Origin of the sequence: Mucilaginibacter sp. (assembly GCF_025359345.1) — a bacterium.
Classification (GTDB): domain Bacteria; phylum Bacteroidota; class Bacteroidia; order Sphingobacteriales; family Sphingobacteriaceae; genus Mucilaginibacter.
On the sequence record NZ_JANYGQ010000015.1, the window covers coordinates 241624 to 260967 of the forward strand.

20 protein-coding genes are annotated in these 19344 nt (G+C 42.2%); 5 read left to right on the top strand and 15 right to left on the bottom strand.

Translation table 11 applies throughout. From position 1 onward, the window contains the following. The first annotated feature begins 414 nt into the window (after positions 1-414). The gene (lpdA, locus tag Q0R52_RS08770) at positions 415-1803 is read left to right on the top strand and encodes a dihydrolipoyl dehydrogenase (protein WP_295794036.1); all 1389 of its coding nucleotides are present in this window, start codon (positions 415-417) and stop codon (positions 1801-1803) included. Between the two features lie 69 nt (positions 1804-1872). On the opposite strand, the gene Q0R52_RS08775 is transcribed toward lpdA, so the two are convergent. After that, the gene (locus Q0R52_RS08775; RefSeq protein WP_295794038.1) at positions 1873-2415 is read right to left on the bottom strand and encodes an RNA methyltransferase; all 543 of its coding nucleotides are present in this window, start codon (positions 2413-2415) and stop codon (positions 1873-1875) included. Between the two features lie 111 nt (positions 2416-2526). Further along, positions 2527-3690 (bottom strand): galactokinase, encoded by a 1164-nt coding sequence (locus Q0R52_RS08780; RefSeq protein ID WP_295794040.1) that lies wholly within the window; start codon positions 3688-3690, stop codon positions 2527-2529. A 131-nt stretch (positions 3691-3821) separates the two neighbouring features. Here Q0R52_RS08780 and Q0R52_RS08785 point away from each other — a divergent pair, with 131 nt between their 5' ends. Continuing rightward, positions 3822-4115 (top strand): YciI family protein, encoded by a 294-nt coding sequence (locus tag Q0R52_RS08785; RefSeq protein WP_295794042.1) that lies wholly within the window; start codon positions 3822-3824, stop codon positions 4113-4115. A 92-nt stretch (positions 4116-4207) separates the two neighbouring features. On the opposite strand, the gene Q0R52_RS08790 is transcribed toward Q0R52_RS08785, so the two are convergent. Together Q0R52_RS08790 and Q0R52_RS08795 are read right to left on the bottom strand one after the other, a co-directional pair. Next, positions 4208-4951 carry a hypothetical protein gene (locus Q0R52_RS08790; protein ID WP_295794044.1) on the bottom strand — a complete coding sequence of 248 codons (744 nt, stop codon included), beginning with the start codon at positions 4949-4951 and terminating at the stop codon, positions 4208-4210. A 160-nt stretch (positions 4952-5111) separates the two neighbouring features. Next, positions 5112-5975 carry an aldo/keto reductase gene (locus Q0R52_RS08795; protein ID WP_295794045.1) on the bottom strand — a complete coding sequence of 288 codons (864 nt, stop codon included), beginning with the start codon at positions 5973-5975 and terminating at the stop codon, positions 5112-5114. A 131-nt stretch (positions 5976-6106) separates the two neighbouring features. On the opposite strand from Q0R52_RS08795, the gene Q0R52_RS08800 reads away from it, so the two are divergent. Next, on the top strand, positions 6107-6541 hold the full coding sequence (locus tag Q0R52_RS08800; RefSeq protein WP_295794046.1) for a DUF6526 family protein: 435 nt from the start codon (positions 6107-6109) through the stop codon (positions 6539-6541). 119 nt (positions 6542-6660) lie between these two features. Here Q0R52_RS08800 and Q0R52_RS08805 read toward each other — a convergent pair whose 3' ends face one another. The 3 genes from Q0R52_RS08805 to Q0R52_RS08815 form a co-directional block, all read right to left on the bottom strand. Beyond that, positions 6661-8094: a DUF6600 domain-containing protein gene (locus Q0R52_RS08805; RefSeq protein WP_295794048.1), complete on the bottom strand. Its 1434-nt coding sequence runs from the start codon at positions 8092-8094 to the stop codon at positions 6661-6663. Positions 8095-8292: 198 nt separating this feature from the next. Continuing rightward, positions 8293-8706: a DUF1761 domain-containing protein gene (locus tag Q0R52_RS08810; RefSeq protein WP_295794049.1), complete on the bottom strand. Its 414-nt coding sequence runs from the start codon at positions 8704-8706 to the stop codon at positions 8293-8295. 347 nt (positions 8707-9053) lie between these two features. Further along, positions 9054-9368, bottom strand: coding sequence for a DUF3892 domain-containing protein (locus tag Q0R52_RS08815; protein ID WP_295794052.1), 315 nt, complete (start codon positions 9366-9368; stop codon positions 9054-9056). 217 nt (positions 9369-9585) lie between these two features. On the opposite strand from Q0R52_RS08815, the gene Q0R52_RS08820 reads away from it, so the two are divergent. After that, on the top strand, positions 9586-9945 hold the full coding sequence (locus Q0R52_RS08820) for a plastocyanin/azurin family copper-binding protein (RefSeq protein WP_295794053.1): 360 nt from the start codon (positions 9586-9588) through the stop codon (positions 9943-9945). Between the two features lie 466 nt (positions 9946-10411). On the opposite strand, the gene Q0R52_RS08825 is transcribed toward Q0R52_RS08820, so the two are convergent. From Q0R52_RS08825 to Q0R52_RS08840, 4 genes are all read right to left on the bottom strand, one after another. Further along, entirely contained in the window at positions 10412-11095 is a 684-nt protein-coding gene (locus Q0R52_RS08825; protein WP_295794054.1) for a LytTR family DNA-binding domain-containing protein, read from the bottom strand. After that, on the bottom strand, positions 11092-12237 hold the full coding sequence (locus Q0R52_RS08830) for a TlpA disulfide reductase family protein (RefSeq protein WP_295794056.1): 1146 nt from the start codon (positions 12235-12237) through the stop codon (positions 11092-11094). Before Q0R52_RS08830 ends, Q0R52_RS08825 begins: the two co-directional genes overlap by 4 nt. Positions 12238-12253: 16 nt before the next feature. After that, positions 12254-13318 carry a sensor histidine kinase gene (locus Q0R52_RS08835; protein ID WP_295794057.1) on the bottom strand — a complete coding sequence of 355 codons (1065 nt, stop codon included), beginning with the start codon at positions 13316-13318 and terminating at the stop codon, positions 12254-12256. Positions 13319-13469: 151 nt separating this feature from the next. Next, a complete protein-coding gene (locus tag Q0R52_RS08840; protein WP_295794058.1) occupies positions 13470-14636 on the bottom strand; it encodes a hypothetical protein in 1167 nt (388 codons plus the stop codon). 187 nt (positions 14637-14823) lie between these two features. Here Q0R52_RS08840 and Q0R52_RS08845 point away from each other — a divergent pair, with 187 nt between their 5' ends. Then, positions 14824-15561: a DUF5020 family protein gene (locus tag Q0R52_RS08845; protein ID WP_295794060.1), complete on the top strand. Its 738-nt coding sequence runs from the start codon at positions 14824-14826 to the stop codon at positions 15559-15561. A gap of 16 nt (positions 15562-15577) precedes the next feature. On the opposite strand, the gene Q0R52_RS08850 is transcribed toward Q0R52_RS08845, so the two are convergent. From Q0R52_RS08850 to Q0R52_RS08865, 4 genes are all read right to left on the bottom strand, one after another. Further along, positions 15578-16474: a hypothetical protein gene (locus Q0R52_RS08850; RefSeq protein ID WP_295794062.1), complete on the bottom strand. Its 897-nt coding sequence runs from the start codon at positions 16472-16474 to the stop codon at positions 15578-15580. A gap of 129 nt (positions 16475-16603) precedes the next feature. Beyond that, positions 16604-16876 carry a SnoaL-like domain-containing protein gene (locus Q0R52_RS08855; RefSeq protein ID WP_295794064.1) on the bottom strand — a complete coding sequence of 91 codons (273 nt, stop codon included), beginning with the start codon at positions 16874-16876 and terminating at the stop codon, positions 16604-16606. Between the two features lie 112 nt (positions 16877-16988). After that, the gene (locus Q0R52_RS08860; RefSeq protein WP_295794066.1) at positions 16989-17522 is read right to left on the bottom strand and encodes a GNAT family N-acetyltransferase; all 534 of its coding nucleotides are present in this window, start codon (positions 17520-17522) and stop codon (positions 16989-16991) included. Further along, a complete protein-coding gene (locus Q0R52_RS08865) occupies positions 17523-19070 on the bottom strand; it encodes a tetratricopeptide repeat protein (protein ID WP_295794067.1) in 1548 nt (515 codons plus the stop codon). Positions 19071-19344: the final 274 nt, after the last annotated feature.

Genomic DNA, 19344 nt, shown 5'->3' on the forward strand with positions numbered 1-19344 from the left:
TAATATTTATTATAAACTTTTCAACAGTAATGAATTATTTACATACATTATTGAAAATAATAAGCTATTTGACGTAATATTTCGCAAAATTTTATTTAGATTTTAGGAAGTAAGTAAGACTATCGTATTTGTATACTTTCCGTTTTGACCTTATAAAACAGACATTTCTGTGATTTTAGCATTTGACAGCTTTTAGTTAGCTTTGGCATCGATTTTAGAGCGATAAACGGAGGCATTGGATAAACACACAGATGGCTCTATCGCCAAAAATCGGGACGGGATGGTTAGCAGGTTGACCGCCCGGATGGTAACAAAACATAAAAACTTTCACATTCGTAAAAAGGGGAAATTGAGATCCCGTTTTCAAAAAAAGTTGTATAAAGAGTTCACTATTAAAAACATTATAATCAAAAAATGAATTACGATTTAATTGTTATAGGTTCAGGTCCGGGCGGTTATGTGGCGGCCATACGTGCTTCGCAGTTGGGTTTAAAAACCGCTATTGTCGAAAAAGAGTCGCTTGGCGGCGTTTGCTTAAACTGGGGCTGTATACCCACCAAAGCACTGATAAAAAGCGCCGAAGTATTTGAATATATTAACCACGCAGCTGAATACGGCATAAAGGTTGGCAGCAGCGAGGTTGATTTTGATGCAATGATAAAGAGGAGCCGCGGCGTGGCGGAAGGCATGAGCAAAGGCGTTCAGTTTTTGATGCGAAAAAATAAAATTGATGTTATTATGGGCACCGGCAAGCTGAAAAGCAAAGGCACGGTTACCGTAACCAACGCAGCCGGCGAAACTTCCGACGTATCTGCAAAGCATATAATACTGGCTACAGGTGGCCGCTCGCGCGAATTGCCAAATTTAAAGCAAGACGGTGTTAAAGTAATTGGCTACCGCCAGGCTATGGTGCTGCCAAAAAAACCGGCATCTATGATCGTGGTTGGCTCGGGCGCTATCGGTATTGAGTTCGCTTATGTTTACAATGCCATAGGTACCAAAGTTACCGTAGTTGAGTTTTTGGATAACATCGTTCCGCTTGAAGACGAAGAAGTTTCAAAACAACTTGCCCGCACACTTAAAAAACAAGGCATCAATATCATGACCAGCTCAAACGTTGAGTCGGTTGATACCAGTGGCGATGTTTGCAAAGTGCAGGTTAAAACTGCAACCGGCACCGAAACACTTGAAGCTGAAATAGTTTTATCGGCAGTTGGTATTTCAACTAACCTTGAAGGCATTGGCCTTGAAGAAAACGGTGTACAAACCGATCGCGGTAAAGTTGTAGTTGATGACTACTACCGCACCAACGTTGAAGGCGTTTATGCTATCGGCGACATTGTTAAGGGCCAGGCGCTTGCTCACGTGGCATCGGCTGAGGGCATTATTTGTGTGGAAAAGATTGCCGGGCAAAATCCGCATCCGCTTGATTACAACAACATACCGGGCTGTACTTATTGCTCGCCAGAGGTTGCCTCTGTAGGTTATACCGAAAAAGCAGCGAGAGCAGCCGGTTACGAATTAAAGATTGGTAAATTCCCATTCTCGGCATCGGGTAAAGCAAGTGCTGCAGGCGCTAAAGACGGTTTTGTAAAACTGATATTTGATGCTAAATACGGCGAGTTTTTAGGCGCCCACATGATTGGCCATAACGTTACCGAAATGCTTGCCGAAGTTGTTGTGGCACGCAAACTGGAAGCTACCGGCCACGAAATGATAAAATCGGTACACCCGCACCCAACCATGAGTGAAGCCATTATGGAGGCTGCCGCTGATGCGTATGGCGAGGTGATACACCTATAAAAAGTTGGCAGTAAGCAGTGGGCAGTTGGCAGTATTTTTACCAATTGCTCACTGCCAACTGAAAACTGGCTACTGCAAACTCTTCTCAACCATCTTCGAGAAGAAATCCCAAAGAACAATCCCGGCTGATACTACGATATTAAATGAATGCTTAGTCCCAAACTGGGGAATTTCGATACAGGCATCAATGTTTGCCATTACTTCCTCGCTTACACCGTTTACTTCGTTGCCGAAAATTAAAGCGTATTTAGCATGGTTAGTTGGTGAAAATTCGTTCAGCATAATTGCATTTTGCGCCTGCTCAACGGCTACAATTATATAACCTTCGCTACGAAGTTGTTCAACGGCTTGCAAGGGTGTTTCAAAGTATTTCCAGGTGATAGATTGAGTCGCTCCAAGTGCAGTTTTTTCAATTTCGCGGTGCGGCGGACAAGCGGTTATACCGCACAAGCAAACCTGCTCAACAGCAAAACCATCTGCGGTACGAAAAATAGAGCCGATGTTATGCATGCTCCGCACATTATCAAGCACTACCGCTATCGGGAATTTCTCCATCGCCTTAAATTCAGCTACCGAAGCACGGTTTAGTTCGTCGAGTTTTAGTTTCTTCATTTCGTGCAAAGGTAAAAGGCAAATTGGGAAAGGTAAAATGCCTAAAGGAAAATTTAGCTCTCCTGGCTTTTTCGCATTTTTTTGCAGCTTCTTTCGGACTTCCGGACTTTACTAACTTTCGGACTTCATCACCCCCACCCCATCACCAATAAGCGAACGGTAAACCGAAGGGGTGTAACCTATTTTATTTGTATAATAAGCCGTGATGTTTCTGCTAAAATCTTCATATGCCGATTCTTTAACCAAAGCTATCCCACAGCCACCGAAACCGGCGCCGGTCATGCGGGCCCCTGCTACATTGGCATCAGTTTTACTGTATTCGGCTATCGCATCCAATTCGATACCGCTAACTTCGTATAAATCGCGCAGCGAATCGTGCGAAGCATACATCAGGCGACCAAATTCGCTAAGGTCATTTTGGCTTAAAGCAACCGCAGCCAGTTTAACACGGTCGTTTTCCTCAATTACGTGCTTAGCACGGTTGTAAACTACTTTATCTGTAATTAAATGACTGTGTTTATTAAAGGTTGCGGTATCAATATCGCAAAGGTTGTTAATATCTAACTCCTGTTGTAGTGCAGCTAACGCCGCCTGGCACTCCTGCACCCGCTCGTTATATTTCGATTCAGCCAGTTTGCGCGGTTTGTTGGTGTTTATTATCGCGAGGATATATTCGCCCAAATTGCTGTCGACAGCCTTATAATCCAGCGTGTCGCAGTTCAGCATCAGGGCCTTGCTTTTTTCGCCGAAGGCAACGGCAAACTGATCCATTATACCGCAATTAACGCCGATGAAGTTGTTTTCTACAGATTTGGCCAGCTTAACCAAATCAAGTTTGCTGTAACCGCTACCCATCAAATCGTTCAACGCAAAAGCGGTAACCACCTCGATAGATGCTGACGACGACAGTCCGGAGCTGATAGGAATGTCACCATAAAAAAGCATATCCAAACCCAAAACCGGGTGACCATCCTTTAAAAAATACTCGATTACACCCAGCGGGTAGTTAAACCAAAATTCATCTGTTTTAGTGTAGTCATCCTGTACAGGTATATCCAGCTTGTCATCAAAATTCAAACTCCTGAACCTGAAAATACCATCGCTATTGGGCGATACCATCAAATAAGTGCCAAAAGTTATGGCACAAGGCATTACCAGGCCGCCATTATAGTCAATATGTTCGCCTATTAAATTTACGCGACCAGGGGAAAAGTAAGCGTTTTGAGGTTCTTTATTAAATATCCTGTTAAACTCCAGCGTAAGAGATTGCTTCATTTAGTATCGGTAATTGGTTGAACTGCAAATATTGTAAAAAATGTAAAACTAACAGTTATTATTTACTTTTATTTTGCGATTGTTTCTTAAAAGTTTAACAAATTAATACCTTGACCCTAAATTAACTAAACATGAAACAGTATTTGATCACCGGGTATGACTTTACCGATGCAGGCGCTTTAGACCGCCGGATGGCCGTTCGCCCGCACCATTTAGACAAAGGCGCTGAAATGAGAAAAACGGGCAATTATATTTTTGGCGGGGCAATATTGAACAATGAGGGCAAAATGATCGGCTCGGTTATGGTAATGCAATTTGAAACCGAAGAAGAACTGGAAGCCTGGAAAATGGATGAGCCCTATATTACACAGGGCATTTGGGAGTCGGTAGATGTGAAGCCGTTTAAGGTGGCACCGACGAGTTAGTATTAAGTCTGAAGTCTTGAGTCCATAGTCGTCAGTCTTCTATTAAAAGAATAAACTACCCGGACTAAAGACTCAAGACTTCAGACTTAATACTAACCCTTGCTTTTTTCGCCGGTTAACAGGTTGATAATAAATACGGAACCGTTAACTGTAAGTTTGGCCGTGCCATCGGTGTTAAAAACTAATGTACCTGCATAGCTGAAAGCACCTTTTTTAGGAACTGTACCAGTTAAAGTAAACGTAGCTGTGCCACCTGCAATAGTGGGTATTGGTTTGTTGAATTTTAAATTCTGAACTACTACGCTAAGATTCTCGTTGCCGTGATTGGTAGTGTCTTTTTTCGAGATAAACGAACCGCTTTGTATAAAAGTTGCGTTAAGAACGTAGTTAGGTGCTGTAGGTGTTAACCCGGCCACCTTAAATATTAAATTGCCAGTATTTGACGATGAAAAGTGAGGACCACTGTGACTGCCGCTAAAATTAACCTTACCTGTAATGTTATCGGGGATATTACTTGCGTTACAGTTTAAGGTATAAGAGTAGCCTAAACCATAGCTAAATGTTACCGGCGCGCCGGGATGGCTTGTTTTTGTAAGCGTATCTGTTTTAGTGGCTCCGCATGTCAGGTGATTATCTATAAACCATTTCGATTTAATTGTGACGTCGTCACTCAAGCTGGCCAGTCCGTTTGAATTAACTGACAAGGATGCGCCCACCATGTCCGCCGCGTCAGATTCGGAAACATTAGCAGTAGTATCGGTTTGAAGGCCGTTTTTGTTACATGCTATGGCGCCGGCCAATAGTAACATCATTAAGGGGATTGTGATTTTTTTCATAGCTTGTTTGTGTTTTGCCCTTTTACGTACAAAAAAAGGATTTGTTGTGCTTAAATGATTTTAATTTACTCATAATTAATTAGTTAATAAAACAACGCCAAAATTAAAAGAATAGTCTTTTGCGATTTTTATTTTCCTCAGACTAAATCATTATGGCATATCATCGAGGGTTTATGCTGTTTAATACGTTAACATCATCGTCTGTGAGGTCAATATTTACCGCTTCCATATTTTCTTCCAGGTGTTTTACGCTTGATGTGCCGGGAATCAGCAAAATATTATCCGAATGATTGTGCAACCAGCTTAAAGCTACCTGGTGAACCGATGCATTATGTTTATCGGCAATTTGTTTCAACTTATCCTGGCTGGTCACGTTGCCTGCATTGAGCGGGAACCATGGAATAAATGCGATTTGATGCGCCTTGCAATATTGCAGCACGTGCTCCCATTTGCGGTTATCAACGCTATACATATTTTGTACGGATACCACTTCAAAATACTCCTGCGCTTTTTTTATAACGTCTACATCAATCTCCGACAGGCCGATGTGTTTTATTAAACCTTCCTGCTGCGCCTGTTGTAAAAATTCAAAACTTTGCTCAGCCGGAACAATCGGGTCTATCCTATGCAATTGGTACAAGTCAATTTGATCAAGTTTTAGTCGCTTCAGGCTCCCCTCCAATGCTTTTCTTAAGTGGTCGGGTTTGGCGTTTATCGGCCATGCATCGGGTCCGGTGCGCAACAAACCGCCTTTAGTACCGATAACCAAATCAGCAGGGTACGGAAAAAGCGCTTCAGCAATCAGTTCTTCCGAAACATGTGGACCGTAGCTATCGGCGGTATCAATAAAGTTAACGCCAAGTTCAACGGCACGCTGCAAAACCCTTATGGCTTCGGCTTCGTCTTTTGGTGGGCCCCATATACCTTTGCCGGTTATGCGCATAGCGCCATACCCCATTCGGTTAACGGTTAATTCGTTGCCTATGGTAAACGTTTTTTCGGATGTAGTTGGTGAGTTAATCATATCAGTTTGCGTTTGGGTTAAAAACATTAACGCCTTTTTTCACGATTTGTTCTTTAACGCTGGTTTAAAAGTGCATTTTACGATAGCCCATAAATCAAATAGTAGTATCTTGGCTCAAAATTTAAACCATCATGTTACAACAAAATAACGCCCATCACGGCCGCTACGTTACCGGTTATCATTTTATATTAAGCGCCTTGTTGCTTTTTGGCACCATCACCGCACTGGTAAATGTTTACCTGCAATGGGCAGCCCACTACGATATGCTAAACTCTATACTGATAGCTGTGCTATTTATATGCGGCTTATTTGTTTTCTGGTATATGCGGCAATTCCCGCTAAGAGCGCAAGATCGCAGCATCCGCGCCGAAGAGGGCTTGCGGCATTATATTTTAACCCACAAACAGCTGGATAGCCGTATAACCATGGCACAGGTTATAGCCCTGCGTTTTGCTCCCGACGATGAGTTCGTGGTACTTGCCGACAGGGCCGCTAAAGAAAACCTTACCCCAAAAGAAATTAAACAGGAAATAAAAAATTGGCGGGCAGATAATCACAGAATGTGATTTTAGTCCGAAAGTCAGTAAAGTCCGAAAGACGAGAAGAAGTCAAATAGAAAAGGCTAAAGGCTCTTACTTTAAAACGTAAGCACCTTTAGCCTTTTATCTTTGAGCCTTATCCTGAATTATTGCTGGATTACCGGCCTTTGTTCTGGTTGTTTAACCGGCTCCGGTTTCTTTTCCTGTACCCTTGGTTGCGGCTTTGGCAAAATCACTGGCCTTGTTGCCGGCCTTTGAATTTGCGGGGCTGGCTGCGGATTAGGGTTCACCTGCCCTGCATTAGGCCGTGGGCTTTGTACCTGCGGCGGGATAGCCTGTGGGTTTACCTGTCCGTTGCCCGGCCTTGGGTATTGCCCTTGCTGAGGGTTTGGATTTGGATTAACCTGTCCGTTACCTGGCCTTGGGTTTTGACCTTGTTGCGGGTTCTGATTCCCTTGCTGCGGGTTTGGATTTTGATTACCCTGCCCATTATTTTGCCTTGGATATCTTGTACCATCATCAGTTACCGGCCTGGTATTTGGCTGGCCTTGCTGCGGGTTTGTGTTTTGATTACCCTGGCCATTATTTTGCCTTGGATATCTTGTGCCATCATCAGTTACCGGCCTGGTATTTGGCTGGCCCTGTTGCGGGTTTGTGTTTTGATTTCCCTGGCCATTATTCCCTCTTGGATATTGATTACCCGGGTTGCGGTTATCGCCGTTATTATTGTAGGTTACTACACGCTGCGGTGTCGGCCGTTTACCGTTTTGGTCCTGCGACGGGCGGTTTATAACCGGCCTGTAAACGTTAAGTTGGTTATTATCAAGCGTTTGGCCGGGCCTGTTAATTACCCCAATCCTAACCGGCCTTATGGTGTTGTGTGTCCGGGTTTCAACATCATTTACCTGCGGGCCGCGATTGTAGCTAAACCCACGGTGACCGTTCCTGTCGCGGCTATCACCATTGCTGGTATAAATATTATTAATAATTGTTGTGTTGTGTATGATTGTTACGTTGTTCCTAACTACGTAATGATTTATATCTCCGCGGCGGTTCATATAACCGGCATGCACGTAGCTCCAATCCTCGTCTCTTGGTCTCCAGTTGCCATTGTAGCCGGCATTTGGTGGCAATGGCGCCCAGCCGTAATAGTCGCCGCTTTGGCCCCAGGTTACCCATGCAGGTGCCCATTCATTGCCCGGCCTCCACATCCATCCGTAACCGCCATCGTAAAACCAGCGACCGTAATGAAACGGAGCCCAGCCCCAGCTATAATTTGATACCCAGGTCCACCCGGCATCGCTGTAAACCCAGTTACCATTGGTATCGTAAGGCCTGAAATCGGCATCTACATTTGGCTGCCATACGTAACCATAGTCCGGGTAGTCGATCCATTGGCCGTAGGGGCTCAATTCATCATAAAATACCTGGTCGGTTGTTGGCTGGTCGGCATATTGCGGCTGATCATTATATTGCGGCTGGTCGGTATAAACCGGCTGTGGATTGGTACTGGTGTACACAATAGGCGAACATGAACTTATCAGTGCGGCTATCGGGAATATATAAAATATCTTTTTCATGATAAGGAACTGTTTAATATGTATATAATAATTTCATATACTTATGACAGCCGCAAATTTATTAAGTTTAATGGATGATGATAATTATTATTTGGTTTGATTAGCTTCGTTGTAACGTTTGAAAGTTGAAATGTTGTAATGTTATTCAACGCAGCGCTCAATTTTCAAATCGGCAAATCTTCAAATCGATTAATCGCCTTACCTCCACGCCCCGATAATGGCACCCATAAGCGTTAACGATACCAGGCTGTAGCCGCCGTTAACAAAAATATACCGCCAGCTTTTTAGTTCAAACAAACTGTGAATTGCGATTGCGCTGAATGTCCAGATACCCGCAAGGAAACCAGCTTCGGCACCCCAGGCAACAGTAGTTTTGCCTGCGCACGAGTCTAGTAGGAAAATGCCCAGGTTTACGGCCATCAACAGCGAAAAAAATGCAGTAAAACCGAATATCTTTCCTTTGTTTCCGGTCTGTATCTCCTCCATTGTGAGTTTGCTGTCAACCATCCATGCATTACCAAATAAGGCTTTTGAATACCAGATACCACCAACCATAAAGGCTGACAAGGCCGCAACTATTACAGCAAGCCAGTTCAAATGTGAAATGTCCATTGTTTTAGGTTTTTAAGTTTTAATAAATGTAATAATATATTATTTGGAAGTCAAAAAATTTAGAAACGTGTCGCGGCCAGTTTAACTTACCTTCCTGCCGGCGTTTTAAATTTTGTGCTTAAAGTAATAATATTGAAATGCACGCGATGTGCGAATAATGACTTTTGTTTTTAGGAAAGAACCAGGAGTCAAGAATCAAGAGCAAAAAAGGGTAAGAGTCAAGAGGGCAAGATTCAAGAGTCAAGAATTTAGAATCAAAGGAACGGGTAAACCCGTTAGGAAGTAATTACGATAGATATTCGCCTTCCCGTTTTTTATCTTGACTCTTGGCTCTTGGTTCCTGGCTCTTAACATCCTGTCTCCTGGCTTAAATCGCATTGAGGCAGCAACAACAGCCTGTCGGTTACGGTTTCGTCGTCCACCGTTTTTACGTATTTATTGCCTTGCGGGCATACAGCGGGTATAAGGTAAGTTTTATTGCCATCGGCATCGGTAATGTAAGCTTCGCCGCTGGCCTCTTTTATCCAATCGTGAATTTGAGCGCGGTCGGTTACACCATTTACGTTTATCTTTTCATTGATCCACTCAAAATAATCAATTGCCAGGTAGGGGTTGTCGTTAATTCCCTCGTCTTTTTTGATGCAAATTATTCGTACGGCCATATAGGAAGTGTTAAGTTAACCAGGTAAGCCAAAATTAAATTAAACACACCTGTGGCTATACCGTATTATCACCCAATTTGCCACGTAAAACTACGTAAAGTACTCGGCAGTAAAGCATACTATTAATTAGTTGGAAAGAAATTATCACAGCAGGCAACCTTTACCATTTTTTATCCGTGATGATATAAAACAACGTATTATTTCTAATATCCATCTTATGAAAAAGAAAATCATTTATTTATCGCTTATAGCTTTTGCCGGCGTATCGTTAATGTTTAGCTGCTCATCAAATAAAGCCAAGGTAACCCCTACGCCGTCGACCCCGGCGGCTACGGTAGCTATACAGGGCTTCGCCTTTGTTCCGGATACCGTACGAATTACAAAAGGCTCATCCGTTGAGTGGACAAACAAAGATTCGGCGCCGCATACTGCGACGGAATTATCAACCGTATTTGATAGCGGCAGCCTGTCAACCAATCAAAAATTCAGCTTTACATTTAACAATACGGGCACGTACAGCTATCACTGCCTCATCCACTCAATGATGAAGACCGCTGTAGTTATTGTAACTAATTAGGATTGTTGGTCAACTGATAATATGGGGCATTGCGGGTAAACTGCAGGCCCCTTTTTTATTTTGATGGGTTCAAATCATTTAACGAAACCGGACCGTTTCGCCCCCCAAACGCCGGGTTGAAACCCGGCTCTACAATATTGGCCGAGCCTACGGCTCTTTAGAAGTTTCAATCGTGGTGGGTACAAATCCCCTTCGTTTACCGGTCCCAGGTGCGATTTTAATAAATACTAAAACTGAAACATGCTGATTATAAGCAAATTATAGCAGTTTGCCCAAAAAGCACAAATCCTGTAAAGCTTAATTATCAATAACTTACATTTTGTAAAAACACGAAAACGCTGATAATCAACATGTTTCACAGCGTTCCACCCCGTTCCGTGTAAAAATGGAACGCTTTGCCGACATGTGTCTGCGCCGTTGATGCTGATTTTTTTGTCAGCCCGAGGACACATTATGTTAACCTATTTTACAATTTCACCTTACCCATCAAATCATCCCTGAAATTTACCGATACCGGTATCTTGGCTCCGCCCACCAGCACCTGCCCGCGTTCTATTTTCTCTATTTTATCAATAGCTACAATGTATGATTTATGCACTTTTTGAAATGCCTCTCCCGGTAATTTGGCAATTAACTCAGCCAGGGTCATACGGGTTAGCGTTCGTTTTTCACCTTCATAAATACTGAGGTAGTTATCGCCGGCTTCTATGTAAGTTATTTTCGATGGGTCTATTTTCACCAGGTTGTAGCCGTCTTTTACGAACAGGGTTTGCACCTCCGGCTGTTTTCTATCAGCAGCAATCCTTTCACTTACCAGCGCGCAGGCTTGTAACAGCCTGCTTAAACTAACCGGCTTTAAAAGATAATCGGTAGCAGCCAGGTCAAAACCTTTCACTGCATATTCGGGATAGGCCGTAGTAAAAACAATGTGGACAGGTTTTGGCACCAGTGCAGCAAATTCAATACCGGTTAAGTCAGGCATCCTTATATCCAATAGTATAAGGTCGATTTTATGTTGCTGTAAAAAAGCCATCGCCTCAGTTGTGCTCAAAAACGTCGCCTTCAAATCCAAAAATGGTATTTTGGCTGCATGCGTTTTCAGCACATCCAACGCAATCGGTTCATCGTCTATAGCAATGGCGCTTATCATTTGTCTTTGTTCAGTTGTTCTATTTTTGCGGCAAGGTCGGCAGGCTCTATATTTCTTGCTATTACCTTTCCTTTTGGATCGATCAACACATTTTGCGGGATGGCCCTTATTCCATATTGTACGGCCACCGCATTGTCATGACGTTTAAGGTCTGATAATTGCGTCCAGGCCAAGCCGTCGTCTTTAATTGCCTTTATCCACACGGCGCGGGTATCATGCCCATCAAGCGATATGCCTAATATAGTAAAGTTTTTACCTTTTAACAGTTTAAAGGCCTCCACCAATTTCGGATTTTCAGCGCGACATGGTGCGCACCACGATGCCCAGAAATCAACCAGTACATATTTACCACGGAATGACGAGAGTTTAACCGGCCGGCCATCTACACCGTTTTGAGCAAAATCGGGAGCTATTGCACCCACGTTAACTTTACTGTCCAACAACATCGTGAACATCTGGCCGGTTCTGTTATTTCGCAGACCCTGGTCTATCTTCTTAAATAATGGTTTTATTTCAGCAGTGTCGGGAAAAGCGCCGGCATAGTCAATAAGTGCAACAAGCGCTATGTAGCTTTTTGGATTTTGCAGCACAAATTGCTTTAACAACGGCCGGCGGACGGCTTTCAGGCTATCGTAATAATTTACATAGGCTTTTTCGGCCGCGGGTGTGCGCAGTTTTTGCATTTGGGCCGACAGGTGGTAGAGTTTATGCTCAGCTTTTACACCGAGCAGTGCATTTAATCTCGCATAATCCTGGTTAACCGGTGAGTTGGTAAAAACTGCAGTCGAAACAGAATCTTTCCACGTTAATGTGATATTGCTTCGGTACAGGTAAAATTTCAGGGCGTCAATCTCATCAACAGGGGCTTTAAGCAGTTTTTTCAGGCCGACACCATTATGATCCAGTACCAGCGTCGCCAATAAGATATTTTGTATATTTCCCTTAACCCGAAATTGCCGGTTAACAACGGCAGCGGAATCAATGTATTTTTGTCCTTCGTATTGGTAAACAAGGTACACTTTTGCAGACCTTGCCGACTGGCTCAGCGTGCCTGTTATAGTAAATGCTTCTGGCGCCTGAGCCATTAATTTGCTGCTGAATTGAACGCACAGGGCAGCGATGATTAGTATTGCTTTTTTCATGTTGATATTGGTTTAGTTAGAGTACAATTGAAAGTTTAACCCTGAATATATTTCCGTCGTTTTCGATGGTAAGTTGATGCAGGCCGGGATACAACATTTGAAGACGCTGTTTCACGTTTGAGATGCCCAGGCCCGACCCTTTCTCTGCGTTGATGCCAGAAAAAACGCTGTTTTTAATCGTCATGATAAGTCGGTGCTTCTCAACGTAAATAGCAAGATCAATATTGCTGGGTTTATCCATGCTGATGCCATACTTCCAGGCGTTTTCAATCAGCGGGATGAGCAACATTGGGGCTATTTTATATTTGACTTTTGGGTACTCAATGCTGGTTTTTATGGTGATATTTTCTGTTTGAGGAACGCGCAGCTGCTGCAGTGTAAGATAATTTTCGACAAACTTTAACTCCGTATCCAGCTTTATAAAGTTCTCGCGCATGCCATCCATATTATAGCGCATCATATCGCTAAGCAATTCAATTGCACTGGCTGTTTTATTGGCATTTTCGCTTAATGCGATACCATAAATATTGTTGAGCGTATTAAAAAAGAAATGCGGGTTTATTTGCGCTTTCAATAATTGCAGTTCGGCTTCCGATTTTTGTCGGTAGTATTGTATCCGCTGGTAGCGCTCATAAAAAAAGTTGTATAAAATAGCGTACCCTGCAACGTAAAGTTTAATAAAAATCGCAGATTCGATAAACTGTGCCCCTGTTGAATAAAATGCCAAATGCTTTGTAAACAACAGGCTTATTGCGCCGCCAAGTATGCCGAGACAGGCACTGCTGACTATAAACCAAACCAAACTTTTTTGCCGGAAAACAAATACATAATTTCCCTCCGCCAAAAAAGCCACTAATAAAACCCATAAAAATAAGGGCTGGTGGATATTGTGGTTTATAAAACTGTCACTAAAGCTTATCAGCGAACCATCTTTATTAACCGTATAAGCAAGATCGAATTTCACCTTATAGATGTACTCGAGCCAGCTAAAAGCATTCACCACCAGCCAAATGACAACGGCGTGTACAATAAATCTTTTTACGAAGGCCGAAGCCGTAGGTTTTTGATATATTTCTTCCATTTTTTTAATTGCTTATCCAAATGAAAGGCGATTTTTTTGCCCGGTAAAATAAATGAGCTGAAATGGGGGAAGTTCGGGGTGAAATGGAAAAACACCCACTTTTTGTTATTGCGGCGGGGGAACGAGCGCAGCAATGACCAATTTTAATTTGCTACTTACACTCCTCCCCCGTCAACCTAAAAAATTTAAACCTTACGGGCACAACGCTTGAATTTGTAAACCCTTTTATTGCAAACAACCCGACATATTTTGGTTTTATATCAATTTCCTGGGTCACTATTTCCTTAAAGGCTCCGTTTTTCCTGGTCCCACCGGAATATAAAAACCTGAATTTATTGCCATACTTTTCGATTCGCAACGAGGTATTTTGAAGATTTTGAAGCAATATCCCATTATTGCCTGCGCTGTCGGGATAAAAAACAACTTTGTGGGCAATCTCTTCCGGCTTGCCAAAACCGTCGCCAAGTGAGGTGATAGCTTGTATCAATATTTCTTTCGGCCTTTTCATGCCGCCAAAAAAATCGTTATATGCCAGCGAAAGGCGGATGCTCTTCCCAGTAAACGAGGTGTCTTCCATCAGCAATATGCCCGCCTGCTGCCATTCCTCATGTGGGATAAAGTTTTCCAGGTGCACTTCTGCGGTGAAACAATCTGATACAATTGGCCTAACCAGTAGATTTTTAATAACGGGCTTTGACGAGGAATCGGGCCAGCTGTCGCCGCTTAGTGTAAACAGGGTCAAATCGCCGGGCTTTTCTTGTCGCCTGTTCCAGTATACAGGGTCTTTCCCTTTTACAAACCAGCCATTATTAAGCATCGATTCTTCGTTCAGATTTGTAAAATGATCGGTAAAATTTACACTCTTGGGGCCAATGGCGATCTTATAAATTGCGGCGAACAGGGCAACAAGTAATATCACACCGAGCACAACATATAAAAAATTGAGAGAGATTAGCCGCCGGTTTGCATGTGCGGGCCTTTTGAATTTTTCTTTATACAAAAACCAGTAAGGATAATGGCTTTCGTTATCTTTTCGCTGTATCTCGCTGGTGTATGGTGCATTTAAAACGTAGCGGGCCAGTGTATCCATCGTTGCCACAGATGGGTTTTCCCGCTTTCCTGATGCCGTATCATTAATAAAAATAGAATAATTCTTAACGCTCTTCCACCCTACCGATAAGCCGGTTTTATCCAATATATGATTACAAAGCAGCTTGCTTTCGGTTTCGGTAAGCGGGCTTTTCATGGCATCGCCGAAGCATTTTTGATAGATCTCTTTAAATAAAACTGTAAAAATCAAAAAGTCCGGGTTGTCCATAGATAGCTATTAAGTAAAATACCTGTTTTAAGTTCCACAGAATTACGCAAGATTTCCGCTGCAATTACGCCCTCAAAATTTAACATCAGGCACATTTGCAGAAGGTTTTAACACTGAAGATATCATGAATCGGTGCGATCATTCTCAAATCAGTATAATCCCCTAATAAAAACATAAAACTATAAAAATGAAACGTATAATTTTCACATGCCTTTCCACATTTCCGATGCTCATTTTTGCGCAAAGCCTGCAGCTGCATTACGACCTGAGGCATACCGTCGACCCAAAACATAATCCGCAGAACTTCCCTACGCTATTTTTTGAATATTTTAAATCCCAAATGGATACGTCATCATTTATAAAACCCGGCTCATTCCTTTTCAAGGCCGAAACCGATATGAAAGGCGACAAAAACAACATCGGCAACGCGTTTGTCCAGGTTACGCAAAGCTTCCGTTTGTGGCGCCCTAAAATATTTGTAGGCGTGCAATACAGTGGCGGGCTGGGTGTTACCGAGCCCCGGCAATACAGCTATTACATAAACAACAGTTTCGCCATAGGGCCAAATTATTCATTTCAATGGCGGGGATTTTACTGCAGCACGTCAGTTTATTACACCTATAATATGCGTAAAAAGCCCAGCGATGACGTTATGTTATCCTTTTACTGGTGGAAAGGTCTGTTTAATTATAAAATAGAATTTAATGGCGATTTTGAGTTGTACACCCTCAATAAAAACACCGGCGAGGATTTCACCAAAGATTTAAAAGGCAAGACCGTATCATTTTTTGGTGAACCCCAGGTATGGTATAATGTAAATAAAAGTATTGCATTTGGGTCCAAGCAGTTGCTTTATTATCATGTAAACACTACCGAAAACTTGTTCCAGGTATACCCGACAGTGGCGATAAAAGTGAAGATTTGATTTTTACCGTGACAAATCATTTAATTTTCTTCAAAAACGGCTCATTTTCAAGCATCAACCTGAAGTTATCGGGACTTACCACATCGTTATGTTCTTTTAAACTATGGATAAAAAGCAAACGATGGGCAACCAGTTGCTGTGGTAAGAGCTTAGCTTCTTCCACCTGGAAATTGCTGATGTCAGCATCGTCGAGTTTGCCCGCCATGGTTTTGCTTTCATCAAGTGTACCGCCATGGTCGGTGTATATATCGATGAAACGATGCTGGGTATCGGCAGTTATCCATTCCATAAACTTTTCGGTTTCAGCATAAAGGGCGTCAAAAAGCATTACCTCATCCACCGGCATTTGCCCGTTTTTTACAATGCGGGCAATAACCCGGTAGGCCCCACTATGTCCTGCCAGCAGGATATGCCCCGCGGCGCAATTGGCCTGCACAAGTTTTTTTGCAGCCAGTCCCTGCAGCACATCGCTAACCAGTTTTTTAAACGTACCCGCATTTTCCAGCTTGCCGCCGTAGCTATCCGGTGCATTACGGGCAGTTTCGGCCAAAACCAATACAGCATTCAGTTTTGAGGCGATAAATTGTTTGGTTAGCTCATATCTTATTGCGGCACTGTCAATATTGTTGCCCCACCCGTGAAACCAAAATACCAGGTCAACTTTTTTAGATGCATCAAGATTTTTTGGAGCGATAATTAATACCGAACTATCATTATAATGAGCCGCCGCCGTATACAGCTTGCCATCGTAAGTATGCCCCTTCGCTCTGCCCGTATCCGGAAACGACGTATGTGATGAAAAAATATGAAATTGCACAACACCCGGCATATCCTGCGCAACAACATTAATGCATGCAAACAACATCAACACCATTAATTTGGTATATAAGCCGGATGGTTTTATTTTAAACATTCCTTTATTGATTCTTGGCTCTTGATTCTTGGTTCCGGCCTCTAGGTGTTATCCTATAAAAAACTGCTGACTTACAATTTTACCATTTTCAACCTTGTAAACGCAAATTTCTTCAACCATTTTTGTTCCCTAGCCCTTAACTGTAAAGTGCATAGAAAAAACCAGGCTAAAGTAGTTGCCGGCAAAAATCGCATCAGAAACCTTCACATCGTGTATCTCTACTTTTTCAAGAAATTGTTTCTCGTACTCAATTAGGGTATGAAGACCGGTTAGCGGTTCGTTTTTATTATTTGGGTCGATGCTTACTGCGCTATCGGCGTACAATTCGGTGTAAGCCTCAACAAATTTAAGCTCGTTGCATAATGATGTTAAACGATTGGCTATTTCAGGTATAGTGTTCATTCTTTTTAAAATTTTGTGTTAAAACTAATCAACGGCAATAGTATGCGAATGTTTACAACATCAATCATTTAAAAGCGAAGAATGCTACAGATATGATATAACCTAAAAGCACCTAGCTTATCTTATACAAAACATGTCGTTTTAAAGGATGCCCGTCGGCAACTGAAGGATGCTCAAAATACCCCGCCTTAACCATTCCAATTTTCTTCATTACGTTTTCCGACCGGATGTTATGTTCCGTTGTAAACGAAAATATTTCATCAATTTTCAAGTTTTCAAAACCAAATTGCAGGCAAGCCTTTGCCGCTTCGGTTGCAAATCCATACCCCCAATTTGCTTTGCTCAACCGCCAGTCTATTTCCACGCAGGGCGTAAAGTAGCTTTCGAACCGTGGATGTGAGAGGCCGGTAAACCCAACAAATTCCCCGTTATCTTTTCGCTCGACGGCAAAAAAGCCGAAGCCATGTTGTTTGATATGATTAGTGGCCCTGTCAATTTGCGCCATTGTTTCATCAACAGTTGAAACCGACGGAAAAAACTCCATAACATCTTCATCATTATTTAATTCCGAGAAAGGCTTAACGTCTGCTTGCTGCCACTGCCTTAATATCAGCCGGGGTGTTTCAACATAAATTTCTGCACTCATCTATTTTATTCCCAGTATGATTTTAAACTCTGCCGTATTCCTGATGTTGTCAAAATCACCGTCGGTAAGCGCATACTTTTTATTGTAACCGCCATCAATACATTTTTTAAGGAAATTATTTGCTTCCCCGGGCTTATTCATAACAGCATACAAACAGGCCATATTATAATAATCACCCATCAGCACAAATGTATCGTTAGTTTTCAGAAAGCTACTCTGCATTACTTCAACTGCCTTACCAGGGTTGCCCGTGTAGTATAATGAAAATGCATAATCGGCCGATTGTTTTGAGGTATCTCTTGCCAGTATTTCTTTAAAATCGTTTACTGCAAGGTCTTTGTTATTCATCTTTAAATAGGCCCGTCCGCGTTCAAAATAAGGCGACCAGTCTGCTGTATTAAGTGCAATTGCTTTTGTGCAATAATCAATTGCTGTTTGGTAATTGTTTAAGAAATATTCGTTATGAGCCATTGAACTATAAATAGAGGTCATAGCCAGCGGATTATTCATATAATAGGGTATCGTCTTTTTAAATTCCGCATTACTACGGGTGTATTCACCATTTTGGGCGCGGGCATTCGCCTTATTGTAATAGGCAACCCTATAAGCAGTATCGAGAGAAATAGCTACCGAATCATCGGCAATTGCCTGCTGGTATTGCTGCAGGCCGACTTCCATCAAGGCCCTGTCGTCATAAAGCCTGGCCAGTTGCATGCGATCATTTTTGAAGTAACTTATTGCTTTGCTGTAGTCCTCGTAAGCCAGTTGGTAGTCCCCATTTTGCCTGTAAGATGCGGCGCGGTTCCAATAAGCTAAGCCGTTGTCAGGGTTAAGTTTTAGCGCAAGTGAATAATCATTTATCGATTCTTTGTATTGTTTCAGTGCCCTTTTCATATCCGCCCGCTGCATAAGTAATACCGAAAGCGCCCGTGCATTATCCTGAAAACCATACATGGCAGGTAACAGATCATTAATGGCAAGCTGAAATTTCCCCAACCTGCCATATGCTTCGGCGCGACTTGCATAGGCACGTGCAAATTTCGGGTTTAATACAATAGCCATCGAATCGGCGCTGACAGCTTTGTCATATTCCTTTGTGTTGATATACGAACGCGCAATCAGATTGTACAATTGGGCTTTATCTTCTGTTGTCGTAATGTATTGTATGGCTTTTCTATAATCTGCAATAGCTGGTTCATCTTTGTAAATTTTGTTGTAGATGTTGCCCCGGGTAGCATATGCTTCACCCGATTTTGGGTTTATTGCTATCGCCGCTGTGCAATCATCAATGGCCTTGTCAAACTTCCTCAAAATTACATATGCCCCACTGCGCTCAAGGTGCATACGCACCTTTGCTTCCGGTTTTAAACCTTTATAAGTAAACGTTTTGGTGTAATAGTCAACACTGCTCTGTGCAAGCTTTATCATAGACCGGGCCCTGCCTGCCGAATCTGTTTTAGAACTAAACTTTGCAACCGCCTGCCCATAAAGCATGCTGCTAAAGCCAATTAAGAAAAGCAAAACAGTTATTAAAAATATTTTTCTCATTGATAAGGTACCTTACAAGTTGTTAATCTTTTAAAACTAAAAAATATTCCCTTAAAAACAATTTGTCGAACAAAATTGGCGTTTCGAACCAAAGAATCTAATCATATATGGATTTAGTAGATATTACCAAATAAACGGGAGGTGTTACAACTAAAGTTCCATTTATAAAATTCATATAATTACCCGCCAAAATTTGACAAATTATCAATTTTAAGCTTTTTAAATATTATGTTATTTAGATAAATTAAAAAATTTTGATAAATTTTTAATTAAA

Coding starts and splice junctions, on each gene's coding strand:
- Q0R52_RS08835 (WP_295794057.1), bottom strand. CDS start 13,318: ATGGAAGAAATATATCAAAAACCTACGGCTTCGGCCTTCGTAAAAAGA.
- Q0R52_RS08830 (WP_295794056.1), bottom strand. CDS start 12,237: ATGAAAAAAGCAATACTAATCATCGCTGCCCTGTGCGTTCAATTCAGC.
- Q0R52_RS08795 (WP_295794045.1), bottom strand. CDS start 5,975: ATGATTAACTCACCAACTACATCCGAAAAAACGTTTACCATAGGCAAC.
- Q0R52_RS08800 (WP_295794046.1), top strand. CDS start 6,107: ATGTTACAACAAAATAACGCCCATCACGGCCGCTACGTTACCGGTTAT.
- Q0R52_RS08840 (WP_295794058.1), bottom strand. CDS start 14,636: ATGGACAACCCGGACTTTTTGATTTTTACAGTTTTATTTAAAGAGATC.
- Q0R52_RS08845 (WP_295794060.1), top strand. CDS start 14,824: ATGAAACGTATAATTTTCACATGCCTTTCCACATTTCCGATGCTCATT.
- Q0R52_RS08815 (WP_295794052.1), bottom strand. CDS start 9,368: ATGGCCGTACGAATAATTTGCATCAAAAAAGACGAGGGAATTAACGAC.
- Q0R52_RS08825 (WP_295794054.1), bottom strand. CDS start 11,095: ATGATAAGCGCCATTGCTATAGACGATGAACCGATTGCGTTGGATGTG.
- Q0R52_RS08820 (WP_295794053.1), top strand. CDS start 9,586: ATGAAAAAGAAAATCATTTATTTATCGCTTATAGCTTTTGCCGGCGTA.
- Q0R52_RS08775 (WP_295794038.1), bottom strand. CDS start 2,415: ATGAAGAAACTAAAACTCGACGAACTAAACCGTGCTTCGGTAGCTGAA.
- Q0R52_RS08805 (WP_295794048.1), bottom strand. CDS start 8,094: ATGAAAAAGATATTTTATATATTCCCGATAGCCGCACTGATAAGTTCA.
- Q0R52_RS08780 (WP_295794040.1), bottom strand. CDS start 3,690: ATGAAGCAATCTCTTACGCTGGAGTTTAACAGGATATTTAATAAAGAA.
- lpdA (WP_295794036.1), top strand. CDS start 415: ATGAATTACGATTTAATTGTTATAGGTTCAGGTCCGGGCGGTTATGTG.
- Q0R52_RS08865 (WP_295794067.1), bottom strand. CDS start 19,070: ATGAGAAAAATATTTTTAATAACTGTTTTGCTTTTCTTAATTGGCTTT.
- Q0R52_RS08855 (WP_295794064.1), bottom strand. CDS start 16,876: ATGAACACTATACCTGAAATAGCCAATCGTTTAACATCATTATGCAAC.
- Q0R52_RS08850 (WP_295794062.1), bottom strand. CDS start 16,474: ATGTTTAAAATAAAACCATCCGGCTTATATACCAAATTAATGGTGTTG.
- Q0R52_RS08785 (WP_295794042.1), top strand. CDS start 3,822: ATGAAACAGTATTTGATCACCGGGTATGACTTTACCGATGCAGGCGCT.
- Q0R52_RS08790 (WP_295794044.1), bottom strand. CDS start 4,951: ATGAAAAAAATCACAATCCCCTTAATGATGTTACTATTGGCCGGCGCC.
- Q0R52_RS08810 (WP_295794049.1), bottom strand. CDS start 8,706: ATGGACATTTCACATTTGAACTGGCTTGCTGTAATAGTTGCGGCCTTG.
- Q0R52_RS08860 (WP_295794066.1), bottom strand. CDS start 17,522: ATGAGTGCAGAAATTTATGTTGAAACACCCCGGCTGATATTAAGGCAG.